General features: G+C 69.7%; 18 protein-coding genes and 1 pseudogene. 10 read left to right on the top strand and 9 right to left on the bottom strand.

Annotation, left to right across the window (positions count from 1 at the left end; translation table 11 throughout):
• Positions 1-36: 36 nt before the first annotated feature.
• Complete coding sequence (locus ACTWQR_RS07470) at positions 37-1,191, bottom strand: histidine kinase (RefSeq protein ID WP_443226123.1); 1,155 nt, start codon at positions 1,189-1,191, stop codon at positions 37-39.
• A gap of 173 nt (positions 1,192-1,364) precedes the next feature.
• Here ACTWQR_RS07470 and ACTWQR_RS07465 point away from each other — a divergent pair, with 173 nt between their 5' ends.
• On the top strand, positions 1,365-1,574 hold the full coding sequence (locus ACTWQR_RS07465) for a hypothetical protein (RefSeq protein WP_443226122.1): 210 nt from the start codon (positions 1,365-1,367) through the stop codon (positions 1,572-1,574).
• Between the two features lie 355 nt (positions 1,575-1,929).
• The gene (locus ACTWQR_RS07460; protein WP_443226121.1) at positions 1,930-4,173 is read left to right on the top strand and encodes an MMPL family transporter; all 2,244 of its coding nucleotides are present in this window, start codon (positions 1,930-1,932) and stop codon (positions 4,171-4,173) included.
• Positions 4,174-4,283: 110 nt separating this feature from the next.
• Here the strand turns inward: ACTWQR_RS07460 and ACTWQR_RS07455 are convergent, their stop codons facing one another.
• Positions 4,284-5,123 (bottom strand): IclR family transcriptional regulator, encoded by an 840-nt coding sequence (locus ACTWQR_RS07455; protein ID WP_443226120.1) that lies wholly within the window; start codon positions 5,121-5,123, stop codon positions 4,284-4,286.
• A 96-nt stretch (positions 5,124-5,219) separates the two neighbouring features.
• Between ACTWQR_RS07455 and ACTWQR_RS07450 the strand changes: the two genes are divergently transcribed.
• From ACTWQR_RS07450 to ACTWQR_RS07440, 3 genes are all read left to right on the top strand, one after another.
• On the top strand, positions 5,220-6,218 hold the full coding sequence (locus ACTWQR_RS07450; RefSeq protein ID WP_443226119.1) for a 5-dehydro-4-deoxyglucarate dehydratase: 999 nt from the start codon (positions 5,220-5,222) through the stop codon (positions 6,216-6,218).
• A gap of 187 nt (positions 6,219-6,405) precedes the next feature.
• Entirely contained in the window at positions 6,406-7,743 is a 1,338-nt protein-coding gene (locus ACTWQR_RS07445) for a gluconate:H+ symporter (RefSeq protein WP_443226118.1), read from the top strand.
• A gap of 65 nt (positions 7,744-7,808) precedes the next feature.
• The gene (locus ACTWQR_RS07440; protein WP_443226117.1) at positions 7,809-9,143 is read left to right on the top strand and encodes an enolase C-terminal domain-like protein; all 1,335 of its coding nucleotides are present in this window, start codon (positions 7,809-7,811) and stop codon (positions 9,141-9,143) included.
• 105 nt (positions 9,144-9,248) lie between these two features.
• Here ACTWQR_RS07440 and ACTWQR_RS07435 read toward each other — a convergent pair.
• Positions 9,249-9,317, bottom strand: a pseudogene (locus tag ACTWQR_RS07435) (hypothetical protein); the annotation flags it as partial.
• Positions 9,318-9,785: 468 nt separating this feature from the next.
• Here ACTWQR_RS07435 and ACTWQR_RS07430 point away from each other — a divergent pair.
• Positions 9,786-10,622, top strand: a complete 837-nt coding sequence (locus ACTWQR_RS07430; RefSeq protein WP_443226116.1) for a ScbR family autoregulator-binding transcription factor — start codon at positions 9,786-9,788, stop codon at positions 10,620-10,622.
• Here ACTWQR_RS07430 and ACTWQR_RS07425 read toward each other — a convergent pair.
• The 3 genes from ACTWQR_RS07425 to ACTWQR_RS07415 form a co-directional block, all read right to left on the bottom strand.
• Positions 10,600-11,229, bottom strand: coding sequence for an NADPH-dependent F420 reductase (locus ACTWQR_RS07425; RefSeq protein WP_443226115.1), 630 nt, complete (start codon positions 11,227-11,229; stop codon positions 10,600-10,602). The genes ACTWQR_RS07430 and ACTWQR_RS07425 overlap by 23 nt on opposite strands.
• Positions 11,230-11,390: 161 nt before the next feature.
• Positions 11,391-13,085 carry an IclR family transcriptional regulator domain-containing protein gene (locus ACTWQR_RS07420; protein WP_443226114.1) on the bottom strand — a complete coding sequence of 565 codons (1,695 nt, stop codon included), beginning with the start codon at positions 13,083-13,085 and terminating at the stop codon, positions 11,391-11,393.
• A gap of 257 nt (positions 13,086-13,342) precedes the next feature.
• Complete coding sequence (locus ACTWQR_RS07415; protein WP_443226113.1) at positions 13,343-14,626, bottom strand: M6 family metalloprotease domain-containing protein; 1,284 nt, start codon at positions 14,624-14,626, stop codon at positions 13,343-13,345.
• A 352-nt stretch (positions 14,627-14,978) separates the two neighbouring features.
• Between ACTWQR_RS07415 and ACTWQR_RS07410 the strand changes: the two genes are divergently transcribed.
• Together ACTWQR_RS07410 and ACTWQR_RS07405 are read left to right on the top strand one after the other, a co-directional pair.
• The gene (locus ACTWQR_RS07410; RefSeq protein ID WP_443226112.1) at positions 14,979-15,623 is read left to right on the top strand and encodes a TetR/AcrR family transcriptional regulator; all 645 of its coding nucleotides are present in this window, start codon (positions 14,979-14,981) and stop codon (positions 15,621-15,623) included.
• A 159-nt stretch (positions 15,624-15,782) separates the two neighbouring features.
• Positions 15,783-17,321, top strand: coding sequence for an MFS transporter (locus tag ACTWQR_RS07405; RefSeq protein ID WP_443226111.1), 1,539 nt, complete (start codon positions 15,783-15,785; stop codon positions 17,319-17,321).
• A gap of 228 nt (positions 17,322-17,549) precedes the next feature.
• Here the strand turns inward: ACTWQR_RS07405 and ACTWQR_RS07400 are convergent, their stop codons facing one another.
• The gene (locus ACTWQR_RS07400; RefSeq protein ID WP_443226110.1) at positions 17,550-18,053 is read right to left on the bottom strand and encodes a MarR family winged helix-turn-helix transcriptional regulator; all 504 of its coding nucleotides are present in this window, start codon (positions 18,051-18,053) and stop codon (positions 17,550-17,552) included.
• 159 nt (positions 18,054-18,212) lie between these two features.
• On the opposite strand from ACTWQR_RS07400, the gene ACTWQR_RS07395 reads away from it, so the two are divergent.
• The gene (locus tag ACTWQR_RS07395; RefSeq protein WP_443226305.1) at positions 18,213-18,974 is read left to right on the top strand and encodes a dioxygenase family protein; all 762 of its coding nucleotides are present in this window, start codon (positions 18,213-18,215) and stop codon (positions 18,972-18,974) included.
• A 270-nt stretch (positions 18,975-19,244) separates the two neighbouring features.
• Here ACTWQR_RS07395 and ACTWQR_RS07390 read toward each other — a convergent pair whose 3' ends face one another.
• Positions 19,245-19,763, bottom strand: coding sequence for a GNAT family N-acetyltransferase (locus tag ACTWQR_RS07390; protein ID WP_443226109.1), 519 nt, complete (start codon positions 19,761-19,763; stop codon positions 19,245-19,247).
• A gap of 167 nt (positions 19,764-19,930) precedes the next feature.
• Here ACTWQR_RS07390 and ACTWQR_RS07385 point away from each other — a divergent pair, with 167 nt between their 5' ends.
• Positions 19,931-20,929, top strand: a complete 999-nt coding sequence (locus tag ACTWQR_RS07385) for a sigma-70 family RNA polymerase sigma factor (protein ID WP_443226108.1) — start codon at positions 19,931-19,933, stop codon at positions 20,927-20,929.
• Positions 20,930-21,823: 894 nt separating this feature from the next.
• Here the strand turns inward: ACTWQR_RS07385 and ACTWQR_RS07380 are convergent.
• A complete protein-coding gene (locus ACTWQR_RS07380; protein ID WP_443226107.1) occupies positions 21,824-22,366 on the bottom strand; it encodes an MOSC domain-containing protein in 543 nt (180 codons plus the stop codon).
• Between the last annotated feature and the right edge of the window lie 247 nt (positions 22,367-22,613).

Genomic DNA, 22,613 nt, shown 5'->3' with positions numbered 1-22,613 from the left:
CTGGGGCGGGGCGCTGGTATGTGGAGCCGGCATTCCTCACCACTCGCACGGCAGCCCCACATCGATCACGGTCGGGCCGCCGGCAGGGCTCGCCAGATGTACCGTGCCGTCGAGTGCGGCGACCCGTCGCCGTATGCCGAGTAGCCCCGAGCCGGTTCCTTCCTTGGCTCCGCCCCGGCCCTCGTCCCGTATGGACACCCTCAACTCGGTGGTGGCACGGCCGAGTTGGACCGATGCGCTCGGTGAGCCGCTGTGTTTTGCGGCGTTGGTCAGGGCCTCGGACACGACGAAGTATGCGGCGGCTTCCACGGCGGCCGGGGCGCGGGGTTCGTGCTCCGCCTCGTTTGTGGTGACGGTGACGTCGAGGCCGCTGGTTGCGGCCAAGGCCCGTACCGCGCCTGCCAGGCCGCGGTCGGTGAGGATGGGGGGATGGATGCCGCGTACGACGTGTCGTAGTTCCGTCAGGGCGTCCTCTGCCTGGTCCTGGGCGTCGCCGAGGAGTTTGCGGGCGCCGTGGGGGTCGCGTTCGTATGTTCGTTTCGCGAGGCCCAGGTGCATGGACAGGGAGAGCAGGCGGGCCTGTGTGCCGTCCTGCAAGTCCTGTTCGATGCGGCGTAGTTCGGCCTCGTGGGCGGCGACCAAGCCTGCCCGGGTCGCGGTCAGTACCTCGACCCGTTCGGTGAGGCGCGCCTTCGGTGAGGGCTTCAGCAGGGCGGTGGACCACTTGGCGTCGAGGTCCGCGAGACGGGTGATCAGGGGGAGGACCAGGGGTTCGCGGCTCAGCAGTCCGCAGCGTACGCCGTCCAGCACCAGGCCCGCCGGCCACAGCGGGAGTGCCAGGATCAGCAGCCAGCCGTAGGCGTAGTGGGTGATCATCCAGCGCAGGTCTGTGGTGGTGCCGGGGTCGTGAAGCGCGGTGCGCAGGCGTTCGCGTAGTAGGCCCTCGTCGAGGGGGAGGTACGCCTCGGGGATCTGCCGGCCCGTCCAGGTGGCCACCTGGTTGCGTTTGGCTCCGGCGATCCGGCGTACCAGCAGCACCGTCTCGGGGAGCACTCCGGCGCCGACCACCGCGAGGGTGACGGTGGCAGTGAACAGCAGGACCGTGATGAAGAGGATCGAGCCGGAAGCCAGGGCCGCGGCCTTGGCCAGCTGGACCGTGGCCCTGGCCGCCTGCCCCACTGTCTTCCGCATGCTGTTCAGGCTAGGTGGCAGGTGGGCCCCGCGCGGGGGAGCAGGCCACCGTGCTGATGGTGTAGCCCGGTACACCACGGTTCGGGAGCGTGCTCTCTCGTGGCGGTTGGTCGGCAAGCGGGATTGTTGATCTCGGAAGTTCACGGCCTCCCGCCCACTTGGAAGGACCCCCCATGACCATGAAGTCGCTGCTCTCGTGGACCGTGCTCGCGACGGTTTTCCTGGCCGGCCTCACCGCCACCGTGGCCTCCAGCGCCGTCCTCGATGGCGCGCAAGGGGTCATGGCCGCCGTCGGCATGGGCGTCATCTCGCTCGGAGCGTGCTCCGGCCTCCTCCAGAAGCACGGAGAGGCGCTCAACCTGACGCGCGGCAAGCACGCCTGACACGCCGGATACGGCTGCTACGCCGGACAGTCCCTCGTACCTGGTCCGCCCGCACTCTTACGTACCCGGCCACCCCTCGATGTGTCCGAACCCCCTTTGAAGCACCCGAATTGAAGTACCCGAATGCCGCTTTGTCGTGCCCAAAAGCACGCGAAAGAACATGAAAGCGACTGGAAGAACTCGGCAGCAGTACGCGGAAACACCCCGAAAAAGCTCAGCCCGCCCCCGCCCGTCCCACACATCTCGTTACACACACCCCACTCCACCCCACAACCCCACCGCACACACCCCACCGCACACACCTCACCGCACACACTCCACCCCAGCTCAACAGCCCAGACCCTGGAGACCTCCCGTGGCTACTTTTCTCTATCGACTCGGCCGTCTGACCTTCCGGCGGCGCTGGCTCGTCACCTTCCTGTGGGTGGCGGTGCTGGGAGCCGTCGGCTTCGGCGCTGCCGTAGCCCCGGAGGCCCCCGACGACTCGAACGCCATGCCGGGGATCGAGTCCCAGAAGGCGTTCGACCTGATGGAACAGCGTTTCCCCGGTGCCGCGGCCGACGGGGCCAACGCCCGCATCGTCTTCGTCGCCCCCGACGGACAGAAGATCACCGCGGCCGACAACCGGGCCGTCATCGACCAACTCGTGGACGAGGCGGCCGACGACACCCAGGTCGCCACTGCCGTAAACCCCTTCCAGGTCAACGCGGTGAGCAAGGACGCGACCACCGCGTACGCGACCGTCACCTACAAGGTCGGCGCCGACGACCTCACCGACGCCGGCAAGAAATCCCTCGAGGACGCGATAAACCAGGCCCGGGACGCCGGGCTGACCGTCGAGGTGGGCGGCAACGCGCTCGAGACCCAGCCCTCCGCGGGCGGCTCGGCCGAAGCGATCGGCATCGCCATCGCCGCCCTCGTGCTGATCACGACGTTCGGATCGCTGGCCGCGGCCGGGCTTCCGCTGCTCACCGCCATCCTCGGCGTCGGCGTCAGCATGGCCTCCATCACGGCCCTGGCCGGCACACTGGGCCTGTCCGCCACCACCGGCACCCTGGCCACCATGCTCGGCCTGGCCTGCGGCATCGACTACGCCCTGTTCATCGTCTCCCGCTACCGCGAGGAACGGGCCAAGGGCCACCCGCCCCAGGAGGCGGCCGCACTGGCCACCGGCACCGCCGGCTCGGCGGTCGTCTTCGCCGGCCTCACCGTCGTCATCGCACTGGCCGGACTGTCCGTCGTCGGCATCCCGATGCTCACCAAAATGGGACTGGCCGCCGCCGGCGCGGTCATCGTCTGCGTGCTCATCGCACTGACCCTGGTCCCCGCCGTCCTCGGCTTCTGGCCCAACGCCGTCCTCTCCCGCAAGGCCCGCAAGACCGGGTACGTGAAGGAAACCGTCGACACCAACGGCGGCACCCGCTGGGCCCGCTTCGTCCTGCGCCGCCCCGTCCCCGTCCTGCTCGCCTCCATCGCCGGTCTGGGCACACTCGCCCTGCCGGTGACCGACCTGCAACTGGGCATGCCCGGAGCCGAGGCCAAGCCCACCTCCACCACCGAACGCCGCGCCTACGACGCCCTCGCCGACGGCTTCGGCCCCGGCTTCAACGGACCCCTCACCATCGTCGTGGACACCCGGGCCACCCACGACCCGAAGGCCGCGAAGGCCGCCGTCAAGACCATCGAGAACAAGATCGGCGCCACCGACGGAGTCGTGTCCCTCTCACCGGCCCGGTTCAACCAGGCCGGTGACACCGCCATCTTCTCCGCGGTCCCGGCCACCGCACCCACCAGCGAGCACACCAAGACCCTCGTCAAGAGCATCCGGGCCGACCGCCCCGCCACCGAGGCCGCCACCGGCGCCGAGTTCGAGGTCACCGGCACCACCGCGATGAACATCGACGTCGCCCAGAAGACCCAGGACGCGCTCATCCCCTACCTGATCGTCGTGGTCGGCCTGGCCGTCCTGCTCCTCATGGTCGTCTTCCGCTCCGTCCTGGTCCCCATCAAGGCAGCCGTCGGGTTCCTGCTCTCCGTACTGGCCGCGCTCGGCTCGGTCATCGCGGTCTTCCAGTGGGGCTGGGGCGCCGCGCTCCTCGGCGTCGAGACCACCGGCCCCATCATGAGCATGATGCCGATCTTCCTCGTCGGCATCGTCTTCGGCCTCGCCATGGACTACGAGGTCTTCCTGGTCGCCCGCATGCGCGAGGCCCACGTCCACGGCGACAGCCCCCACCAGGCCGTCGTCACCGGCTTCCGCTACAGCGCCCGCGTCGTGGCCGCCGCCGCACTGATCATGATGGCGGTGTTCTCCGGCTTCATCGGCGCCGGCGAATCCATGATCAAAATGATCGGCTTCGGCCTCGCCATCGCCGTCCTCTTCGACGCCTTCGTCGTCCGCATGGCCTTCGTGCCCGCCGTCCTGGCCCTCCTCGGCAAGACCGCCTGGTGGATGCCCCGCCGGCTCGACAAGATCCTGCCCACCGTCGACGTGGAGGGCGAAGCACTCACCCACCAGACCACCGCCGTACCCAGCCAACAGCCCTCCGTACCACCGGTCGTCGAGGACAAGAGCACGCTGACCTCCACGAGCGGCTGATCTCGGCACACCGAGGACCGCCCCGACCAACACGTCAGGGCGGCCCTCGGTCCGTACGGACCCGTATGGACCTGCACGATCCGCACGGACATGAGAGAAACGGCGGATGGTCAACGCCAGTCGGGAGCCCCCGAGAGCGGCGACAGACGAGTCTCGATCTTCATCCGTATCTCCCGCATGACAGCGACGACGCGGGCCTCGTGCTCCTCGGTGAGCCGGGCCACCGGAACCGAGCAGCTGATGGCGTCGGTGGCCGGTGCGTCGTACCGCAGGGCGAAGCCGAAGCCCGCGATGCCGGTCACCGTCTCCTCGCGGTCGATGGAGTAGCCGCGCTCACGCACCCCCGCGAGGTCGGCGAGCAGCGTGCCGCGGTCGGTGTGCGTGTTCGCCGTGAAGGCGGTCAACGGGCCGTCAGGGAGCGGGAGTTCGTCGTCGGAGCGCTCGGCGAGCAGTGCCTTGCCGAGGGCGCCGGCATGGGCCGGGACCCGGCGGCCGACCCGGCTGATGGTGCGCAGGTACTCGTGGGACTCGCGGGTCGCGAGGTAGACGACGTTCGGGCCGTCGAGCCGGGCGAGGTGGATGGTCTCGCCGAGCGCGTCCGAGGCCTCGTCGAGGTAGGGGCGTACCGCGCGGACGTGCGGGTCGCTGTCGAGGTAGCTCGTGCCCGTGAGCAGGGCGCGGATCCCGATGCCGTAGAGGGAGCCGGTGGTGTCGGAGCGTACCCAGCCGCAGTCGACGAGGGTCTGCAGCAGCTGGTACATGCTGCTGCGCGGTACGTCCAGCTCCTCGGCCAGTTCGTCCAGGCGGGCCGGCCGGTCTCCGCGTGCGGCGAGCAACTCGAGCAACGCGACGGTGCGGGACGCCGACTTCACCCCACGGACGCCGCTGCTCTCCGGCGTACCTCCGCGGCCGCCGGGCGTACCTCCACGGACCTCACTGCTCTCCGGCATGGCCTCATCGTAAATCCGCGCTGCCGCACCCATTGACCCACCGCGTTCACCGACCTAACCTCCGTTCTCATACATGTACGCCATCTGCATATAGGGATGAGATTCGTGATGCGGTTCAGTGCGGAGACAGAAGCGGAGACAGAAGACGTCACCCAGCGGCTGCGTGACGGTATGGCGGGCGGGGTGCTGTCCTTCCCCCTCACGAGCTTCCGGGACGACGGCGGCCTCGACCTGGAGTCGTACCGGACGTATCTGACCGCCCAGTTGGAGACCGCACCCGGCGCGGTGTTCCCGGCCTGCGGGACCGGGGAGTTCTTCTCGCTGGACGAGGACGAGTACCGCGCGGTCGTCGCGGCCACGGTCGAGGTCGCCGACGGCAGGCTGCCGGTGGTCGCGGGCATCGGCTACGGCTGGGCGCAGGCGCTCCGCTTCGCCCGGATCGCGGAGGCGGCGGGCGCGGACGCCCTGCTCGTACTGCCCCACTACCTCGTCGGGGCCCCGCAGGACGGCCTGGTGGAACAGTTGCGCCGGATCGCCGCCGGGACCTCGCTGCCCCTCATCGCGTACCAGCGCGGCCAGGTCGCCTTCACCGCCCACAGCCTGCGCCGGATCGCCGAGATCCCCACCCTCATCGGCCTGAAGGACGGGCACAGCGACCTCGACCGGCTCCAGCGCCTCACGCTCGCCGCGCCCGACGGTTTCCTCTTCTTCAACGGCGCCTCCACCGCCGAGATCCAGGCCCGCGCGTACGCCACCGTCGGCGTCCCCGCCTACTCGTCGGCCGTCCACGCCTTCGCGCCCGAGATCGCGGACGCCTTCTTCTCCGCCCTGCGGGACGGCGACGACGCGGTCGTGCACAAGCTGCTGCGCGACTTCTACGTCCCGCTCGTCGAACTGCGCGACCGGGTGCCGGGCTACGCCGTCTCGCTGGTCAAGGCCGCCGCCCGGCTGCGCGGCCTCCCGGTCGGCCCGGTACGCGCCCCGCTCACCGACCCCGGCCAGGCGGACCTCGCCGATCTGGAGACGGTCCTCGACGACGGCCTGAGCCTGGTGGGAGCCGTACGACGCCCCGCCCGACCGACTCAGGCCCGCTAGCCCCCTTAGCCCCCCTCATCCACCGCCACCCGGCTCCGGTAATGAGCCGACCCGTCGACGTGCCCACGCCCAACCCATGCCCACCCGTGCCCACCCGTGCCCACCGGCTATTTGGCCCACGGCTCAACGGTTCAACGGCTCCATGGCTCAACGGCTCCATGGTTCAACAGTTCAAAGGGGAACTGACATGCCTCTCCTCGTGGTCGGGATCAGCGTTCTGATTCTGCTCCTCCTCATGACCAGGCTGAGAATGAACGGCTTCGCCGCCCTCCTGCTGGTGGCGGTCGGCGTCGCGCTGGTCCGGGGGATTCCGGTGGCGGACATCCCGGACATCCTCTCGGAGGGCATCGGGGGTCAGATCGGCGACACGATGCTCACCATCGGGCTCGGTGCCATGGTCGGCCGCGTCATGGGGGACTCCGGCGCCGCTCAGCGGATCGCGGGCAAACTACTCGACGCCTTCGGACCACGAGGGGTCCAGGTGGCCATGGTCGTCACGTCCATGCTCATCGGCGTGACCATGTTCTACGAGGTCGCCTTCATCATCATCGTGCCGATCGCGTTCACCCTGGTACGGGTCACCGGGGCGAAACTGCTCTGGGTCGGCCTGCCGATGTCGATCGCCCTCTCCACGATGCACAGCTTCCTGCCGCCGCATCCCGGACCCACCGCGGTGGCCGCGACCTTTCACGCCTCCGTCGGACTGACGCTGTTCTACGGCCTGTTCATCGCCGTCCCGGCCGGTGCGCTCATTGCGCTCACGTGGCCGCGCCTGCCGTTCATCAGGCGGATGAGCCCCTCCATACCCAAGGGTCTGGTCAGCGACCGCGAGTTCGCCGACGGGGAGATGCCCGGCCTGGGCTGGTCGCTGGGCGTGGCGCTCTTCCCCGTCGTCCTGATCGCCGGCGCCGCGGTGACCGACCTGGCCACCTCGTCCGAGACCCCGTTCCTGAACTTCATCGCCTTCATCGGATCGGCGCCGATCGCGCTGCTGCTGACCCTGGTCCTGGCGGTCTGGGCGTTCGGACCGCGGATCGGCCGCAGCCTCGCCGACGTCAGCGCCTCGTGCACCTCGGCGGCCCAGGCGATGGCGATGATCCTTCTGGTGATCGGCGCCGGCGGCGCCTTCAAGAACGTCCTCGTCGAGGGCGGGATCTCCGACTACATCAAGGACGCCACGGACGGCTGGTCGATCTCGCCGATCATCCTCGCGTGGCTCATCGCGGTCATCCTCCGCGTGGCCCTCGGCTCGGCGACGGTCGCCGTCGTCACGGCCTCCGGCGTGGTGCTGCCGCTCCTCGCGGGCGGCGGGGTCAGCCCCGAGCTGATGGTCCTCGCCGTCTCCTGCGGGTCGATCGCCTTCTCCCACGTCAACGATCCCGGATTCTGGTTGTTCAAGGAGTACTTCAACCTCTCGGTCATCGAGGCGATCAAGGTCCGTACGAGCTACACGACGGTGCTCGCGATCCTCGGCCTGGGCGGCGTCCTGGCGCTCGAGTGGGCCCTCGACGTCCTCAATATCTGATCCCGATACCTGATCCCGATACCTGATCCCGGCTCCAGTCGCCTCTCTCCACAAGGACCTTGATGATGAGTCAGCAACCGACGGTCACCGAGTTCACCGTCTACCCCGTCGCCGGCCGGGACTCCATGGAGCTGAACCTCTCCGGCGCGCACGGCCCCTACTTCACCCGCAACGTCGTCGTACTCAAGGACTCCGAGGGGCGTACGGGACTGGGCGAGGTGCCCGGCGGGGAGAAGATCACCCGGACTCTGCGCGATGCCGAGTCCCTCGTCGTCGGCGCGAAGGTGGGCGACTACAAGCGTGTCCTGCGCGAGATCGGCGACCGGTTCGCCGACCGCGACGCCGGCGGACGCGGCGCCCAGACCTTCGACCTGCGGACCACGGTCCACGCCGTCACCGCCGTCGAGTCGGCGCTGCTCGACCTGCTGGGCCAGCACCTCGACGTACCCGTCGCGGCCCTCCTTGGCGACGGCCAACAGCGCGACTCCGTGCGGGTGTTGGGCTACCTCTTCTACGTCGGCGACCCCGACCGCACCGACCTGGAGTACGTGCGCGAGCCCGAATCGCCCGTCGACTGGTACCGCATCCGGCACGAAGAGGCCCTCTCGCCCGAGGCGATCGTCCGGCAGGCCGAGGCCGCCTACGACCTCTACGGCTTCCGGGACTTCAAGCTCAAGGGCGGTGTCCTGGCGGGCGCCGAGGAGGTCAAGGCCGTACGGGCGCTGAAGAGCCGCTTCCCCGAGGCCCGGGTCACCCTCGACCCGAACGGCGCGTGGTCCCTGCGTGAGGCGATCGAGCTGTGTACGCCCCTGGTGGGCACCCTCGCCTACGCCGAAGACCCCTGCGGAGCCGAGGGGGGCTACTCCGGGCGCGAGATCCTGGCCGAGTTCCGTCGCGCCACCGGCCTGCCCACCGCGACCAACATGATCGCCACCGACTGGCGGCAGATGACCCACGCCCTGGCCCTTCAGTCGGTTTCCATCCCGCTGGCCGACCCGCACTTCTGGACCATGCAGGGCTCGGTGCGCGTGGCCCAGCTGTGCAACGCGATGGGGCTGACCTGGGGGTGCCACTCCAACAACCACTTCGACATCTCGCTGGCCATGGTGACCCACTGCGGGGCGGCGGCCCCGGGCGAGTACAACGCCCTGGACACGCACTGGATCTGGCAGGAGGGCCTGGAGCGGCTCACCGTCACCCCGCCGCGCATTGCCGACGGGGAGATCGCCGTCCCAGACGCGCCCGGCCTGGGCGTCCAGCTCGACATGGACCGCCTCCTCGCGGCCCACGAGCTCTACCGGAGGAAGGCCGGCCCGGGGGCGCGGGACGACGCCATCGGGATGCGGTTCCTGGTTCCCGGCTGGGAGTTCGACGGCAAGCGCCCCTGCCTCGTGCGCTAGGGGAGGGGCCGCGCCCCTTGTCTTCAGGGGCCACGCCGCGAGGTCGGCCTCGGCGGCGGGGAGGGCCGCCCGGGTGAACAGGGTGAGCATGGTCTCGGACATGCGCATCGCGTTCTCGCCGTACGACATGCCCGTCTCGCCGAGCACCGAGGCGATCCAGGGGTGGCGCAGCATCGTCGTACGCAGGCTGTGCGCGCAGTGGGCCACGCCAGCACGCCAGTGGGCCGGGTCCTTCGAGTCGGGGACCTCGATGTCGCCGCAGATCTCGTCCACGGCCAGCTCGATCAGCTCGTCCTTGTTGGCGACGTGCCGGTAGAGCGACGTCGCGCCCGCGCCGAGCCGGGTGCCGAGCTTGCGCATGCTCAGCACGTCGATGCCCCCCCGCGTCGAATAGCGCGAACAGTGTTCCGGGCCCCGGTGACGCACCAAGCAAAGATGTGGACCATCCGGTTTTGTTCTCGGCTCCGGAAAGCGGTCTGCGGTCCGTCGACGGGCCGACGACGGGTCTCGTTCCTGCGGCGGTCCCGTAATTACATGTCTGGTAGGAGGTATGGAAACCGCCAGAGCGGTTTGTTAGCGTGGTGGGTCCTCGGCTGCCCAACCGGCAGCAGCCGTCGGCAACCACACCAACGGAGAGCCCTGATGGCCCAACAGGAACGCGCGGTACGTACGCGCAACGCGTTGATCGAGTCGGCGGCCGAGCTCTTCAGCAAGAACGGCTTCGAGGTCGTCACCCTCTCCGCGATCAGCGCACGGGCCGGGGTCAGCAATGGCGCCCTGCACTTCCACTTCGCCAGCAAGGCGGCGCTGGGCACCGCGGTGCGGGAGGCGGCGGCGCGGCGGCTGCGGATGATGACGGCCGGCGCCGCGGGCGGGCGAGGGAGCGAGGACGGGAGCGGGCCGGCGGAGACCGGCGGCGCGTTGCAGGTGTTGGTCGACGCCACGCACGCGTTGCTCCGGGGACTCGGGCACGACGTGGTCCTGCGGGCCGGGTTCAACCTGAGCGACAGCTCCGAATCCGTGGCGGCCGGAGTCGATCTCCGGCGCCAGTGGCAGGCCTGGGTGGAGAGCGTGCTGGCCGAGGCGGCCCGGGAGGGGGCGCTGGCGCGGGACGTGCCGGTGCAGGACGCGGCCAACGCCGTGATCGCGGCCACCGTGGGGTTCGGGACGCTGGGGAGCCGGAATGCCCAGTGGTTGTCGCAGCGCGTGCTGACTCGCTTCTGGGCGCTGATGCTTCCGCGGCTCGCGACGGAGAGGTCGCTCAAAGGGCTGGTTGCCTCGGGGCGGCGGCGCGATGATCCGGGTCGACGCGAAGACCCCGGCCGGCGGGAGGGGTCGGGGCGGCGGGAAGACCCCGGTCGGCGGGAGGGCTCGGGGCGGCGGGAGGATCCGGGGCGGCGACGGGAGGGGAGACCGCGGGTCGAGGGCGCCCCTGTTTTCCCGCCGCCGCCCCGCATCACCGCGAGGTCGGGCGCGTAACGACGTCGATGTTGAACACGTGGGTCCCCAGGCCGCCGGCGATTCCGGTGAAGAGCAGGGCGAAGTGCTCCTGACCGCGTGAGCTGCCGATGCCGCCGATGTCGAGCTGCGCGGACGGCGGCCAACCGAGGTCGCCGAGCAGTCGGCCGGTGAGCTGCTTGGCCGCGTCGCTGTCACCGGACAGGAAGACGGTGCTCGGGCCGTCCAGCGCACCGGGCGCCTTCATCACCGACGCGTCCATCGTGCACAGCGTCTTGACCACCGAGGTGTCCGGGAACGCCTCCTGAATCAGCTCCCCCAGGCTGCTGTTGGGGTGGGCGAGTTCCGTGAAGTCGTCGGACAGGCCCACACCCACGTCGACCAGCGTCTTCCCGGCGAGAGCCGCCGCTCCGACGGTGCGCAGCACGTCCAGTGACACGGTGCCCGGCGTCGCGTTGACCACCACCTCCGCGTCCGCGACCGCCTCCTCGAGCCCCGCGACGGCGAAGCCCACGCCCGTACGTTCCTTCGGCCTGCGCGAGCCGAGCACGACATCGTGCCCCGCGGCGGACCATCCGGCTGCCAGCGCACGGGCCACATTGCCCGTGCCGAGAATCCCTATACGCATGCCGCGACGCTAACCGCGCGCGCGTCCCCGGCGGATCGGGCTGTCGGCCGGGAAGTCACCGGTACTAAAGGCGTAGGCCCGGGTGTCACACCTTCATCCCTGGGCGGGTACGAGACCGGCCGCAGCCGTTCTCGTACCCGCCCACACGTCTGGCCCGCCGGCTAGGCGACCCGAGTGAACCGCCCGGCCACATGCAGATCCGCCTCGATCCGGCCGGAGGCAATCCGCAGCTCCGGCAGCACCTCGGCCACACACTGTTCGACCGAGCGCCGCGAACTGTGCATGGCCACGTTCACGGCCGCCACGACTCGGCCCCCCCGGTCCCGGACCGGGACCGCGATCGAGCGCAGGCCCTCCTCCAACTCCCCGTCGACCAGGGCGTATCCGGCCTCCCGTACGCGGCCCAGGGTGGCCGTGAGCGCTGCCGGATCCGTGACCGTGTGCGGGGTCAGGGCGCGCAGCTCGGGCCCCTCGGGCAGGTGGCGGTGGCGCTCGCCCGGAGCGAGGTCCGCCAGCATGACTCGGCCCAGGGAGGTCGCGTACGCGGGCAGGCGGGTGCCCAGCGTGATGTTGACGCTCATGATGCGACTGGTGGCGACGCGGGCCGTGTACTGGATCTCGTCGCCCGTCAGCACCGCCAGGGACGCCGAGTCGTGCAGCCGGCCCGCCAGCTCGGCCAGATGAGGCGCCGCGATCTGGGGGAGCGAGGTGCGGGAGAGCGGCGGGAAGCCGAGACCCAGGACGCGGGGCGTCAGCGTGAAGGTGCGCCCGTGGGCCGCCACGTAGCCGAGGTGCTCCAGGGTGATCAGCGCGCGCCGGGCCGTAGCCCGCGCGAGCCCCGTGGCCTGGGCGACCTCGGTGAGCGTCAGCTCGGCCCTCCCCTCGCCGAACGCCGTCAGCACGGTCAGCCCGCGGGCCAGCGACTCGATGAACTCCCGGCCCAGTTCCTGCTTGGACCCCCCGGTCCAGGCGGCGAGGCCCGAGGGTGCGACGGACGGCTCGACCCGATCCGAGGGGGAAACGGGGACAGCGGCAGAGCGCAGCTCCTGCTCCATCCCGTGCACCGTCGCCCGCAGCCTGGGCAGCAACGTGTCCCGGAGTGATGCCGCGGTGTGCCGGCTCGTGTGGCTCACCACGCTCACCACACAGGCGATCCGTCCACGCTCGTGATCGCGTACGGGCATGGCCAGGGCGACCAGCCCCGGCTCGATCAACTGGTCGTCCAGAGCCCAGCCCCGGACCCCCGACTCCCGGGTCCAGGTCTCGAACTCCTCGTCGCCGGTGGGGTGTTCGCGGGGCGGCACGGCCGGAAACCCGCGGTCCTCCGGATCGGCGGCCCGCCGCTCCCGCCACCGCGCCCAGTCCTCGGGCGCCCACTCCGTGGCGAACAACGGCCCCGGCGCAGTCCGTTCGGCCGGCAGCAGGTCACCGATCCGGAAACTCAACGACATCGCGCGGCGCCGCGTCGCCTGGTGGATGAACCGGATCCCGTCCTGGTCCCCGACCGCCAGCGACACCGACTCGTCCAGCTCGTCCGCGAGTGCGTCGGCCCGCGCGCCCAGCAGCCCGGGCAGCCGCAGCGCGGCCAGATACGCGTTGCCCAGCTCCATCAGGCGCGGCGCGAGCACGGCGTCCCGGCCGTCGAGGCGTACGTATCCCATGCGGGCCAGGGTCGCCGCGATGCGGTCCACCGTGGACCTGGCCAGCCCGGTCGCCTTCTCCAGGCCGCTCAGACTCGACGTCCCGCCCGCCTCGGTGAGCCGGCGCAGCACGGAGATCCCGCGCATCAGCGGGGCGACGGCTTCAGCGGGTACGACCGCGTCGGGCTTGGCGGGTGTGAGGTGTGTCGGTGGCATGGGCTCCCCATTACGGTGTCCGGAACACGGTAATGAATGCGGGCCGGCGGCTTGGCCGAGCGGTCGGCCGAGCGCTCCGCCCGGCGCTCCGGGGAAGGTCCGTGCGGAAGCCGCGGGTTGGTCGTGGCTGGGCGCGCCCCGCGGTGGAGCCGCATATGTCACAGCCCCGCGCCCCTGAAGTGAGGGGGCGGTGCGGCTGCCCGGCGTTTGAAGGCGAACCACACGCCTGAAGGCGAAACCACACCCCCACCAACGCCTCAGCGGCGAGTGACGTACACCCGGTGGTTCCCGGCGGAGTCGGCTCCCGCGACCGTGATCCGGATGCCGGTCTCGAGGTCCTTGAAGTACTGCCCGGGGCGGAACGGCGCGTCGGAGAGTTCGGCGTGGACGTTCGGGCTGCGGGTGCAGCCGCCGCTGTCCTTCGTGGAGTCGACCACGGTGATCGGCCCGTGGCCGGTGTCGATGTCCGCGTCGACCTTGTAGATGAGCACGCCCGACTTGCAGACCGCCTCGTCGTTGCCCGCGAGGGTGCGCAGCTCGATCGCGTACCCCGTCCTGGGGCCGAGCGGCACGAAGACCAGCTTGCCGCCGGTGCCCGGCTCGGCCAGCGGAGTCAGTACGTGTTCGGTCGTGCCGGCCTCGGCCACGCAGCCGACCTGGGAGTCGTCGAGCCAGCCGAGCTTCCACTTGTGCCAGCCCAGCAGGTCGTTGTCGGCCCCCCAGTCCTCGCTCATGATGTCCCAGTGCCCGACCGCGCCGCCCCCGTCCTGGGTGTAGAGGTCGGGCAGCCCGAAGGCGTGGCCGTTCTCGTGGGGGAGTACGCGGTAGCCGGTTTCGCCGTACGAGCCGGAGCCGTCGTCCTGGCGGCTGTAGATGAAGGACGCGTTGGCGACGGGCACCCCGTCCGCGACCGGTGCCTCCGTGTTGCCCGCGAAGGTCACCGACAGAACCGTGTCCAGGGCCGAGGGGCCGGCGTTCGGGGTGACCAGGATGTTCAGGAGGTCGTACTCCCGGAAGTCCACTGTCGGGTCGGCGGTGGCCACGATGTCGTGCACCAGGTCGCGGTAGCCGGGATCGAAGGGGGCGCCGCGTTCTATCCCGTACCCCTTGAAGGATTTGGGCATCCGCAGCCAGCGGCCGATGGGGGCCTCGGGGCGGTAGTCGAGGCGGCCGTACGAACTGGTGCGGAACCATTCGGTGGTCTGCGGGAAGAACTCGCCGAAGCGGTCGAGCGCGCTGCCCTCACCGGGCGCGTCGGAGAAGTCCACCATCAGGTTCAGCGCCCGGACGGTGCCGGTGGAGCGGGAGTAGCCCGCCGTCGTGGGGATGCCCTCCGACATCTCCACGCCCATCGAGCCGCTGATCATGCAGGGGCCGAGCGGAGACGATCGCGTCGGCGCGATCGGTCCCGCGGCCGTCGTCGAGCCGGCCGTCAGATGTCCGCTCCCGGCGGAGGTGCTGACCGCCAGGGTGAGGAGGGTGACCGAGGCGAGGGCTGCGGCACGGCGGCACGGGGGTATCCGACGGCTGGTCGGCTGCATGCAGGGGCCTTTCGCTCCAGGCAGCCGGCCGTTTCTGGCTGCACCCTGTTCGATCACCCTCTGCCGCCGGATGCGCGGGCGCGCGCTGGAGGAGACCGATCGTGGGAGGCCGGCGCTCCGGGCCATGTCGGAGCCCACCCGAACCCGGTTGGAGCGCGCCCGCGGCCAGTTCGCGCCCCGCCCCGAAGATGTGTGGCGCAGGTCACAGGAAGCTCGGGAAATAACTGGGGATCGTTTCCCCGTTTAGCCATGTGTCCGCAGGAAACGGGGACCGGATCCCCGGATCGCGCGTACGAGGCCCAAGAGGGCCGAGAGCAGCGGGCAACGAGAAGACCGTCGAACGGAGTACGCCGTGGAGACCGCCACCGCCGTGCAGCGCAAGGCGCCCCGCCCGCGGGCCGACGCCCTGCGCAACCGGGAGCGGATCGTCGCCGCAGCGCGGGACATGTTCGTCGAGTTCGGCTCTGAAGTGCCGCTCGACGAGATCGCCCGCCGTGCCGGCGTCGGCAACGCCACGGTGTACCGAAACTTCCCGGACAAGGACGCCCTCCAGCGTGAGGTCGTCTGCTCGGTCCTGGACCGGGTCTCCGAGCAGGCCGAGCAGGCGCTGGCCGAGAGCGGCGACGCCTTCGAGGCCCTCTCCAGGTTCGTCCACGCGTCGGCCGACGGGCGGATCGGCGCACTGTGCCCGATGCTCTCGGCGTCCTTCGACACGAACCATCCCGATCTGCTCGCTTCGCGCGAGCGGATCGACACGCTGGTGGAGGGGCTCATGGCGCGCGCCCGCGCGGCCGGCCAGCTTCGCCCAGATGTCGCCTACGGGGACCTGATGATCGCCGTCACCCAGCTCACCCGGCCGCTGCCAGGCACGGGGTGCCTGGACATCGACACCTTCGTACACCGCCACCTGCAGCTGCTCCTGGACGGGTTCCGGGCACCGGCCCGCTCCGAACTGCCCGGCACGGCCGCGACCTTGGAGGACATGCGATACGCATGACCGATTAGTTCCGCCTCGCTCGCCAGTCCCTACCAGCGATGACACAACCCGCGCTTACGTAACCCCACTTACGTACTGATCTTCCGGCCCGTCACCGTCGACGAGCCGCGCCCCACCACGTCCTTTTCACGAGTTCGAAGTCCTGAAGTGGGTACCTCCATGTCTGAAACAGCCCCGGCCGCCGCCACAAAGGCGCCGGCTCCCGATGCCAACCGCTGGAAGGCGCTGACGTTCATCGCGCTCGCCCAGCTGATGGTCGTGCTGGACGCGACCATCGTGAACATCGCGCTTCCCTCGGCCCAGCAGGACCTTGGGATCTCGGACGGCAACCGGCAGTGGGTCATCACGGCCTACGCCCTCGCCTTCGGCGGACTCCTCCTGTTCGGCGGCCGGATCGCCGACCTGTGGGGCCGCAAGCGCACCTTCGTCGCCGGTCTGGTCGGCTTCGCCGCCGCGTCCGCCCTCGGCGGCGCTGCCACGAACGAGGCGATGATGCTCGGCGCCCGTGCCCTGCAGGGTGCGTTCGGCGCGCTGCTCGCGCCCGCCGCGCTCTCCCTGCTCGCCGTGATGTTCACGGAGCCCAAGGAGCGCGCCAAGGCGTTCGGTATCTACGGTGCGATCGCCGGTGGCGGCGGCGCCGTGGGCTTCATCCTCGGCGGCCTGCTCACCGAGTACCTCGACTGGCGCTGGACGTTCTTCGTGAACATCCCGTTCGCCGTCGTCGCTGCCGCGGGCGCGTACTTCGTCATCCGTGAGCCGTCCGGCAGCCGCAACCGCTCGCCGCTCGACATCCCGGGCGTCGTCCTGTCCATCCTCGGTCTGGTCACGCTGGTCTACGCCTTCACCCGCGCCGAGTCCGACGGCTGGGGCGACTCCACGACCGTCGGCCTGTTCGTCGCCGCGGTGGTGCTGCTCGCCGCGTTCGTCTTCACCGAGTCCAAGGTCAAGGCCCCGCTGCTGCCGCTGCGCGTCATCACCGAGCGCAACCGCGGAGGCGTCTACCTCTCCCTCGGCCTCGCGATCATCGCGATGTTCGGCCTGTTCCTCTTCCTGACCTACTACCTGCAGCTCGTGCTGGGCTACTCGCCGGTCAAGACCGGCCTCGCCTTCCTGCCGATGATCGGCGGCATGATGGTGGGCTCCACCCAGATCGGCACCCGCCTGATGACCCGGGTCCCGCCGCGCCTGCTGATGGCTCCGGGCTTCCTGGTCGCCGCGGCCGGCATGCTCTTCCTCACCCAGCTGGAGCTCGGCACCTCGTACGCCAGCGTGATCCTGCCGGGGATGATCCTGCTCGGCCTCGGCATGGGTACGGCGTTCATGCCCGCCATGTCCCTGTCCACGCACGGTGTCGAGCCGCGTGACTCCGGTGTCGCCTCCGCGATGGTCAACACCTCGCAGCAGGTGGGCGGAGCGATCGGTACGGCCCTGCTGAACACCATCGCCGCCTCCGCGACGACGGCGTACATCAAGGACCACATCGGCGGCGCCGGTTCCCAGGCCCAGCAGCAGCTGGTCCAGCTGGAGGGCCAGGTGCACGGGTACACCAACGCGATCTGGTTCGCCGTCGGCATCCTGGTCCTCGCCGCGACGATCGCCGCGACCTTCATCAACACCGGCCGTCCGGACACCGCCGCGGTGACCGGCTCCGGCGAAGGCGCCGAGGACGAGCTGAAGGTCCCGGTGATCGCCCACTGACGGGCCGACCGGTACCCCACGTGGTCACCCACTGACCCTCGTACGTATGCGGGGTGGGGACGCCTTCGTACGTACGAATCCGGGATCTGCCCCGGCTCCGCGAGCGGCGGAGCCGGGGCAGATCCATGCCCGGAGCACCCCGCAAGGGGCGCGGGGCTGCGACATCGCGGCGGAGCCGCAACCACCGAACGACAGGCGTTTCCCGGTTGAACCCAGCGGGGCGACAGGTCAGCGGAGCCAGGGCAGGTCGGCGCCCGCCTCCTTGGGCTGGAGGCCCTCGGCGATGAGGCGCATGGCCTCGCCGAGGGCCTTCTGCTGGTCCGGGGTGAGCCGGTCGAAGAAGGCCTGGCGGACGGCGTCCACGTGTCCGGGCGCGGTTCGCCTCAGGACCTCGTACCCCTGATCCGTGAGAACCGCGAACTGCCCGCGCTTGTCCGATGGGCAGTCCTCTCGCCGCACCCAGCCGTTCTTCTCCAGCCGGGCGATGGCGTGTGAGAGGCGGGACCTCGTGATCTTGGCGCGCATCGCCAGCTCGGTCATCCGCAGCCGCCTGAGCGGCGCTTCGTTCAGCTGCACGAGCAGGCCGTAGTAGATGTGCGGCATGCCCGCGTCACGCTGCAACTGGCGGTCGAGATGGTCCTCAAGGAGAAGGGTCGCGTGCAGATACGCACGCCAGGTGCGCTGTTCCTCGTTGTTGAGCCAGCGGGGCTCGTCAGCGGATGCCGTGTTCATACACCTACTGTACGAGGCCCCTCTTTGAATGTTAAACCAATGGGGAGTAGGCTCTGTTCATATAGCTTGATAGTTCAAGCAAATAGAGTGAGTCGACCAGTCGAAAGGGGAGTCACCGCCATGTCCGCCGCCACCGAGGAACGTGCCGCCGAAGCGCGCATGCCCGCCCTCTACCTCTCGCACGGCGCCCCGCCGCTGGCCGACGACCCGTTCTGGCCCGGCCAGCTCGCCGCCTGGTCCGCCGACCTGCCGCGCCCCAAGGCGATCCTCATGGTCTCCGCGCACTGGGAGGAGGCCCCGCTGGCCCTGGGCGCGACCGAGTCCGTCCCCCTGGTCTACGACTTCTGGGGCTTCCCCGAGCACTACTACCAGGTGCGGTACGCGGCTCCCGGCGCCCCCGAACTCGCCGAGTCCGTCCGCAAGTTGCTGCGCGCGCCCGGCACCGCGGTCCAGGACATCCCGGACCGGGGCCTCGACCACGGGGCGTATGTCCCGCTCGTGGAGATGTTTCCCGAGGCCGACATCCCGGTCCTGCAGATCTCGATGCCCACACTCGACCCGGTCCGCCTCATGCGCATCGGCCGCAAGCTGGCCCCGCTGCGCGACGAGGGCGTCCTCATCGTCGGCTCGGGCTTCTTCACCCACAACCTGGCGGCGCTGCGGCAGGGCGGGATTCCCGGCTGGTCGGCGGAGTTCGACGAGTGGGGCCACCGGGCGCTCGACTCCGGCGACGTGGACGGCCTCCTCGACTTCCTCCACAAGTCCCCGGCCGGCCGACTGGCCCACCCGCGGACCGAGCACTTCGCCCCGCTGTTCGTGACGATGGGGGCGGCGGACGCCTTCGGTGAGCTGGGCGAGCAGCGGTCGGTGATCGACGGGTTCTGGCTGGGGCTGGCGAAGAGGTCGGTGCAGTTCGGGTAGGGCTCCGCCCACTGGTTTCCCCGTCGGCTTCCCGCTGTTTCCCGCTGTTTCCCCACTGGGGCAAGGGAGTTGCTGCTTCGCTTGGCGATGTGACGGAACGGGGCGGGGCGGACAGCCGGGTCAGCGATCACCCGATGTAAGAGGCATGATCCCTGCCGCGATGGCGAAACTGCCCAGGCTCGTGGACCCGGAACAACCTGAATGAAGCCACCAAGACGAAACCACCGGAACAACCGGAACAAACGGGACAACCGGAATGAAGGACCCTGCCTAAAGCTCCTTCTCGTACCAGGCCACGTCCCAGTACCGCCCGAACTTCCGCCCCACCTCCCGGTACGTCCCCCCGTACCGGAAGCCGAACCGCTCGTGCAACCGCACCGACGCCTCGTTCGGCTGCGTGATCCCCGCGTAGGCCCGATGCAGATCCTCGCCCGCGAGCGCCTCGAAGAGCGCCTTGTACAGCAACGTCCCCACGCCCAGCCCATGCGCGTCCGGGGCGAGGTAGATCGTCACCTCCGCAGACGTGACGTACGCGGGCTTCGCCCGGAACGCGCTCGACGTGGCGTACCCCAGAATCTCCTGTGAGTCCACCGCCGTGGCAACCATCAGGCGATGCGGGCCGTCTTCAGGGTGGGAGAGCAGCCAGGGGCGGCGTTCTTCCGGAGTGAAGGTCGCGGTGTCGAAGGTGATCGGCGTCTCACGTACGTAGTGGTTGTAGATGTCGGTGAGGGCATCGAGGTCACCTTCGACTCCTGGCCTGACCTGCACCTCTGTACGTTCCGACGGCATCTCGCCTCCCTCGTGGCGGCACAGGGTACTGCAAGATCAGAAAAATCGAGGGGCGGGTTGGGAATTCTGTCCGGATTCCAGTCGTTGTTTCCATCAGATGGAGGGCACCCGGGAGGGTGCCCGAGCCACCACTAGGACCCGCAAGCCCACCACGCAAGGGAGCACGCATGGCAACCCGTGCCGTCGCCCGTCGTAAGTCCGCCACTGGCGGGAACGACGCGGCAAGCAGTGTTCGCGCTGTAGGCGGCGAGATCGCCGATCGCGACCTGGTCGGCATGTATCTCGACGAGATCGCGCGTACACCGCTGCTCGATGCCGCCAAGGAAGTCGAGCTGTCCCAGATCATCGAGGCGGGTGTGTACGCCCAGCAGATTCTCGACGGCGAGGTCACCGACGCCAAGGCGGACGCCTCCCGTGAGGAGCTCGAAGCGCTGGTCGCGGACGCCGAGCGGGCCAAGGACATCTTCATCAGGTCGAACCTGCGCCTGGTCGTCGCGGTAGCGCGACGCTATCCGCGCAGCGGCCTGCCCCTGCTGGACCTGATCCAGGAGGGGAACGCGGGACTGGTCCGCGCGGTGGAGAAGTTCGACTACCGCAAGGGCTTCAAGTTCTCCACGTATGCGACCTGGTGGATCCGTCAGGCCATCACCCGGTCGATCGCCGATCAGTCACGTACCATCCGGCTCCCCGTCCACCTGGTGGAGGAGCTGGGCCGGATCCGCCGTGTGCAGCGCGAGTTCAACCGCAAGAACGGCCGCGACCCCGAGCCCGCCGAGATCGCCGCCGAGCTGGATACGAAGCCGGAGCGCGTCATCGACGTGCTGGACTGGGCCCGTGACCCGGTCTCGCTGAACATGTCGGTGGACGACGAGGGCGAGACCCAGTTCGGCGACCTCCTCGAGGACACCTCGGCCGTCTCGCCCGAGCAGTCCGTGCTCACGCTGCTGCGCAGCGAGGAGCTGGACGACCTCATCGGACGCCTCGACCAGCGCACGGCCTCGATCATCAAGATGCGGTACGGCATCGAGGACGGCCGGGAGCGCACGCTGACGGAGGTCGGCAAGGAGCACGGCCTCACCCGCGAGCGCATCCGCCAGATCGAGAAGCACGCGCTGATGGAGCTGAAGAAGCTGGCCCGGGACACCGGGTTCGACGCCGCGGCGTAAGGTCTCCGCTTCGGGGGCTGGCCGCTTTGGATCTAGTCGCTTCGGATCCAGCCGCTTCGGGGCTTGTTCCGAAGCAATTCGAAGCAATTCGATGCAATTCGAAACCAGGCCTCGAACGGAGTCGTACAGAAGGCCGTTTACGGCCGCTTCAACTACCCGAGCCCTGGGCAAAAGACTCCAGGGTCCCCGAGCCGAGTCCCGACGCCCTCCCCCCCCCCTGGCGCCGGGGCTCTCCCAGAGCCGAGTTCCGGCGCCTCCCCCCCCCTGGCGCCGGGGCTCGGCTCTACATTTGCGCGACTCGCTACGCCTCGGCGTCCGGCCAAGCCGAGGCCAGGTGTTGACCGCCACTCCCGAGGCGTACGACGGTACGGGGGTGCAAGATTCTGCTGATCAGCCTGGGCTCCTCCATCACGCTGCTGGGACTGGCCCATGCCGACGGAGTGCTCGGTCCGCCGGCCGGCGCGGACCGGCGATGGGCTCTGGACCACCTGTTCTCCGACAACGCCGAACTGGGCAACGTAAGCCTGTCTGGCATCGAGCGTCGGCTGTTGCCCGATCCATCGAATCAGCGGAAACGCGCCGAACTCCCCAGAACCAGATTCCACCAGTAGGTAGGCCCGGGAGTCAGTTGCCCGCCAAGGGCGTTCGGCTGCTTGACGCGGTCAAGCGGGTGCGGGTGCGGGTGCGTGAGCTCACACCGACGGGCGCAGCCAGGGCGAGCAGCCGAAGCGGTTGCGCCCCCCTCGACCCATCCCACCCCAACCCACCCCAACCCACCCCCTACAGGCGGACGCCCCAAGTGGAAGCTTTGGGACGCCGGGGCGCCCTATCGGGTGTCCCAAAGTTTCCAATCGCTCAGCATGAATCCGCTCGGGGCAGACCCGGCCGGTCCCGTTAGACGCGGTCCAGAGGTCGGTGTGGCTTTTCGGGGGGCTCTGACTTGATGGTGTCACCGGGACGCACTACGCCGCCGTCCTTCACGACGCTCATGATTCCGGCCTTGCGCACGATGTTCCCCGCCTCGTCGCGGCCCACGACCCGCTTCAGCAGACCGTCCTGGAACATGTCGATCTGCAGGCAGGGATTGCGCAGGCCGGTGACCTCGACGACTGCCTCGTCGCCAATGCGCAGCAGGGTGCCGACGGGCAGACCGAGCAGGTTGATGTCGCGGGTGGTGATGTTCTCGCCGAGTTCGCCGGGCGCCACCGCGAATCCTTCTTCGCCGACCTCGGTGAGGAGTTCTTCCTGGATGAGGTGGACCTGACGCAGGTTTGGCTGAGTGGGGTCCTGCGCGACGCGCGAGCGGTGCTTGACCGTCACACCCGCGTGTACGTCCCCTTCCACTCCGAGCCCGGCCAGCAGCGTGATGCTGTCCCGGTTCGGCTTCGTGAACGAGTACTCGCCGTTGCTGCTGACCGCCGTCACCGTCCCGTTCATACCCTCGGAACCCCTCTTCCGGAACCCCTTCTTCAGCCTTCAGCCTCTTTGGCAGCGATGACTCCGCCAGAGCCCAGAGCCCAGAGCCCAGACCTCGACCCTCAACCCACCCAGCACCCGCGATCAATCGCAGGGGCATACCGTAATGGGTCACCCCGGACCTGAACCCCGGGGTGACCCAGATCGAACATTGTGTCACGAGGGCAAACTCTGTCGACCGGCACGGACTCCGCGACCGCCAGCACCC

This window comes from Streptomyces sp. 2A115 (assembly GCF_052245575.1).
Classification (GTDB): Bacteria; Actinomycetota; Actinomycetes; order Streptomycetales; family Streptomycetaceae; genus Streptomyces.
Note: the sequence above shows the minus strand (reverse complement) of the source record. Positions and strands in the feature narration are given on the sequence as shown.

Excerpts from the sequence above, each read along its gene's own strand:
- ACTWQR_RS07470 (WP_443226123.1), bottom strand. The coding sequence starts at position 1,191 with ATGCGGAAGACAGTGGGGCAGGCGGCCAGGGCCACGGTCCAGCTGGCC.
- ACTWQR_RS07465 (WP_443226122.1), top strand. The coding sequence starts at position 1,365 with ATGACCATGAAGTCGCTGCTCTCGTGGACCGTGCTCGCGACGGTTTTC.
- ACTWQR_RS07455 (WP_443226120.1), bottom strand. The coding sequence starts at position 5,123 with ATGCCGGAGAGCAGTGAGGTCCGTGGAGGTACGCCCGGCGGCCGCGGA.
- ACTWQR_RS07450 (WP_443226119.1), top strand. The coding sequence starts at position 5,220 with ATGAGATTCGTGATGCGGTTCAGTGCGGAGACAGAAGCGGAGACAGAA.
- ACTWQR_RS07445 (WP_443226118.1), top strand. The coding sequence starts at position 6,406 with ATGCCTCTCCTCGTGGTCGGGATCAGCGTTCTGATTCTGCTCCTCCTC.
- ACTWQR_RS07440 (WP_443226117.1), top strand. The coding sequence starts at position 7,809 with ATGAGTCAGCAACCGACGGTCACCGAGTTCACCGTCTACCCCGTCGCC.
- ACTWQR_RS07430 (WP_443226116.1), top strand. The coding sequence starts at position 9,786 with ATGGCCCAACAGGAACGCGCGGTACGTACGCGCAACGCGTTGATCGAG.
- ACTWQR_RS07425 (WP_443226115.1), bottom strand. The coding sequence starts at position 11,229 with ATGCGTATAGGGATTCTCGGCACGGGCAATGTGGCCCGTGCGCTGGCA.
- ACTWQR_RS07420 (WP_443226114.1), bottom strand. The coding sequence starts at position 13,085 with ATGCCACCGACACACCTCACACCCGCCAAGCCCGACGCGGTCGTACCC.
- ACTWQR_RS07415 (WP_443226113.1), bottom strand. The coding sequence starts at position 14,626 with ATGCAGCCGACCAGCCGTCGGATACCCCCGTGCCGCCGTGCCGCAGCC.
- ACTWQR_RS07405 (WP_443226111.1), top strand. The coding sequence starts at position 15,783 with ATGTCTGAAACAGCCCCGGCCGCCGCCACAAAGGCGCCGGCTCCCGAT.
- ACTWQR_RS07400 (WP_443226110.1), bottom strand. The coding sequence starts at position 18,053 with ATGAACACGGCATCCGCTGACGAGCCCCGCTGGCTCAACAACGAGGAA.
- ACTWQR_RS07395 (WP_443226305.1), top strand. The coding sequence starts at position 18,213 with ATGCCCGCCCTCTACCTCTCGCACGGCGCCCCGCCGCTGGCCGACGAC.
- ACTWQR_RS07390 (WP_443226109.1), bottom strand. The coding sequence starts at position 19,763 with ATGCCGTCGGAACGTACAGAGGTGCAGGTCAGGCCAGGAGTCGAAGGT.
- ACTWQR_RS07385 (WP_443226108.1), top strand. The coding sequence starts at position 19,931 with ATGGCAACCCGTGCCGTCGCCCGTCGTAAGTCCGCCACTGGCGGGAAC.
- ACTWQR_RS07380 (WP_443226107.1), bottom strand. The coding sequence starts at position 22,366 with ATGAACGGGACGGTGACGGCGGTCAGCAGCAACGGCGAGTACTCGTTC.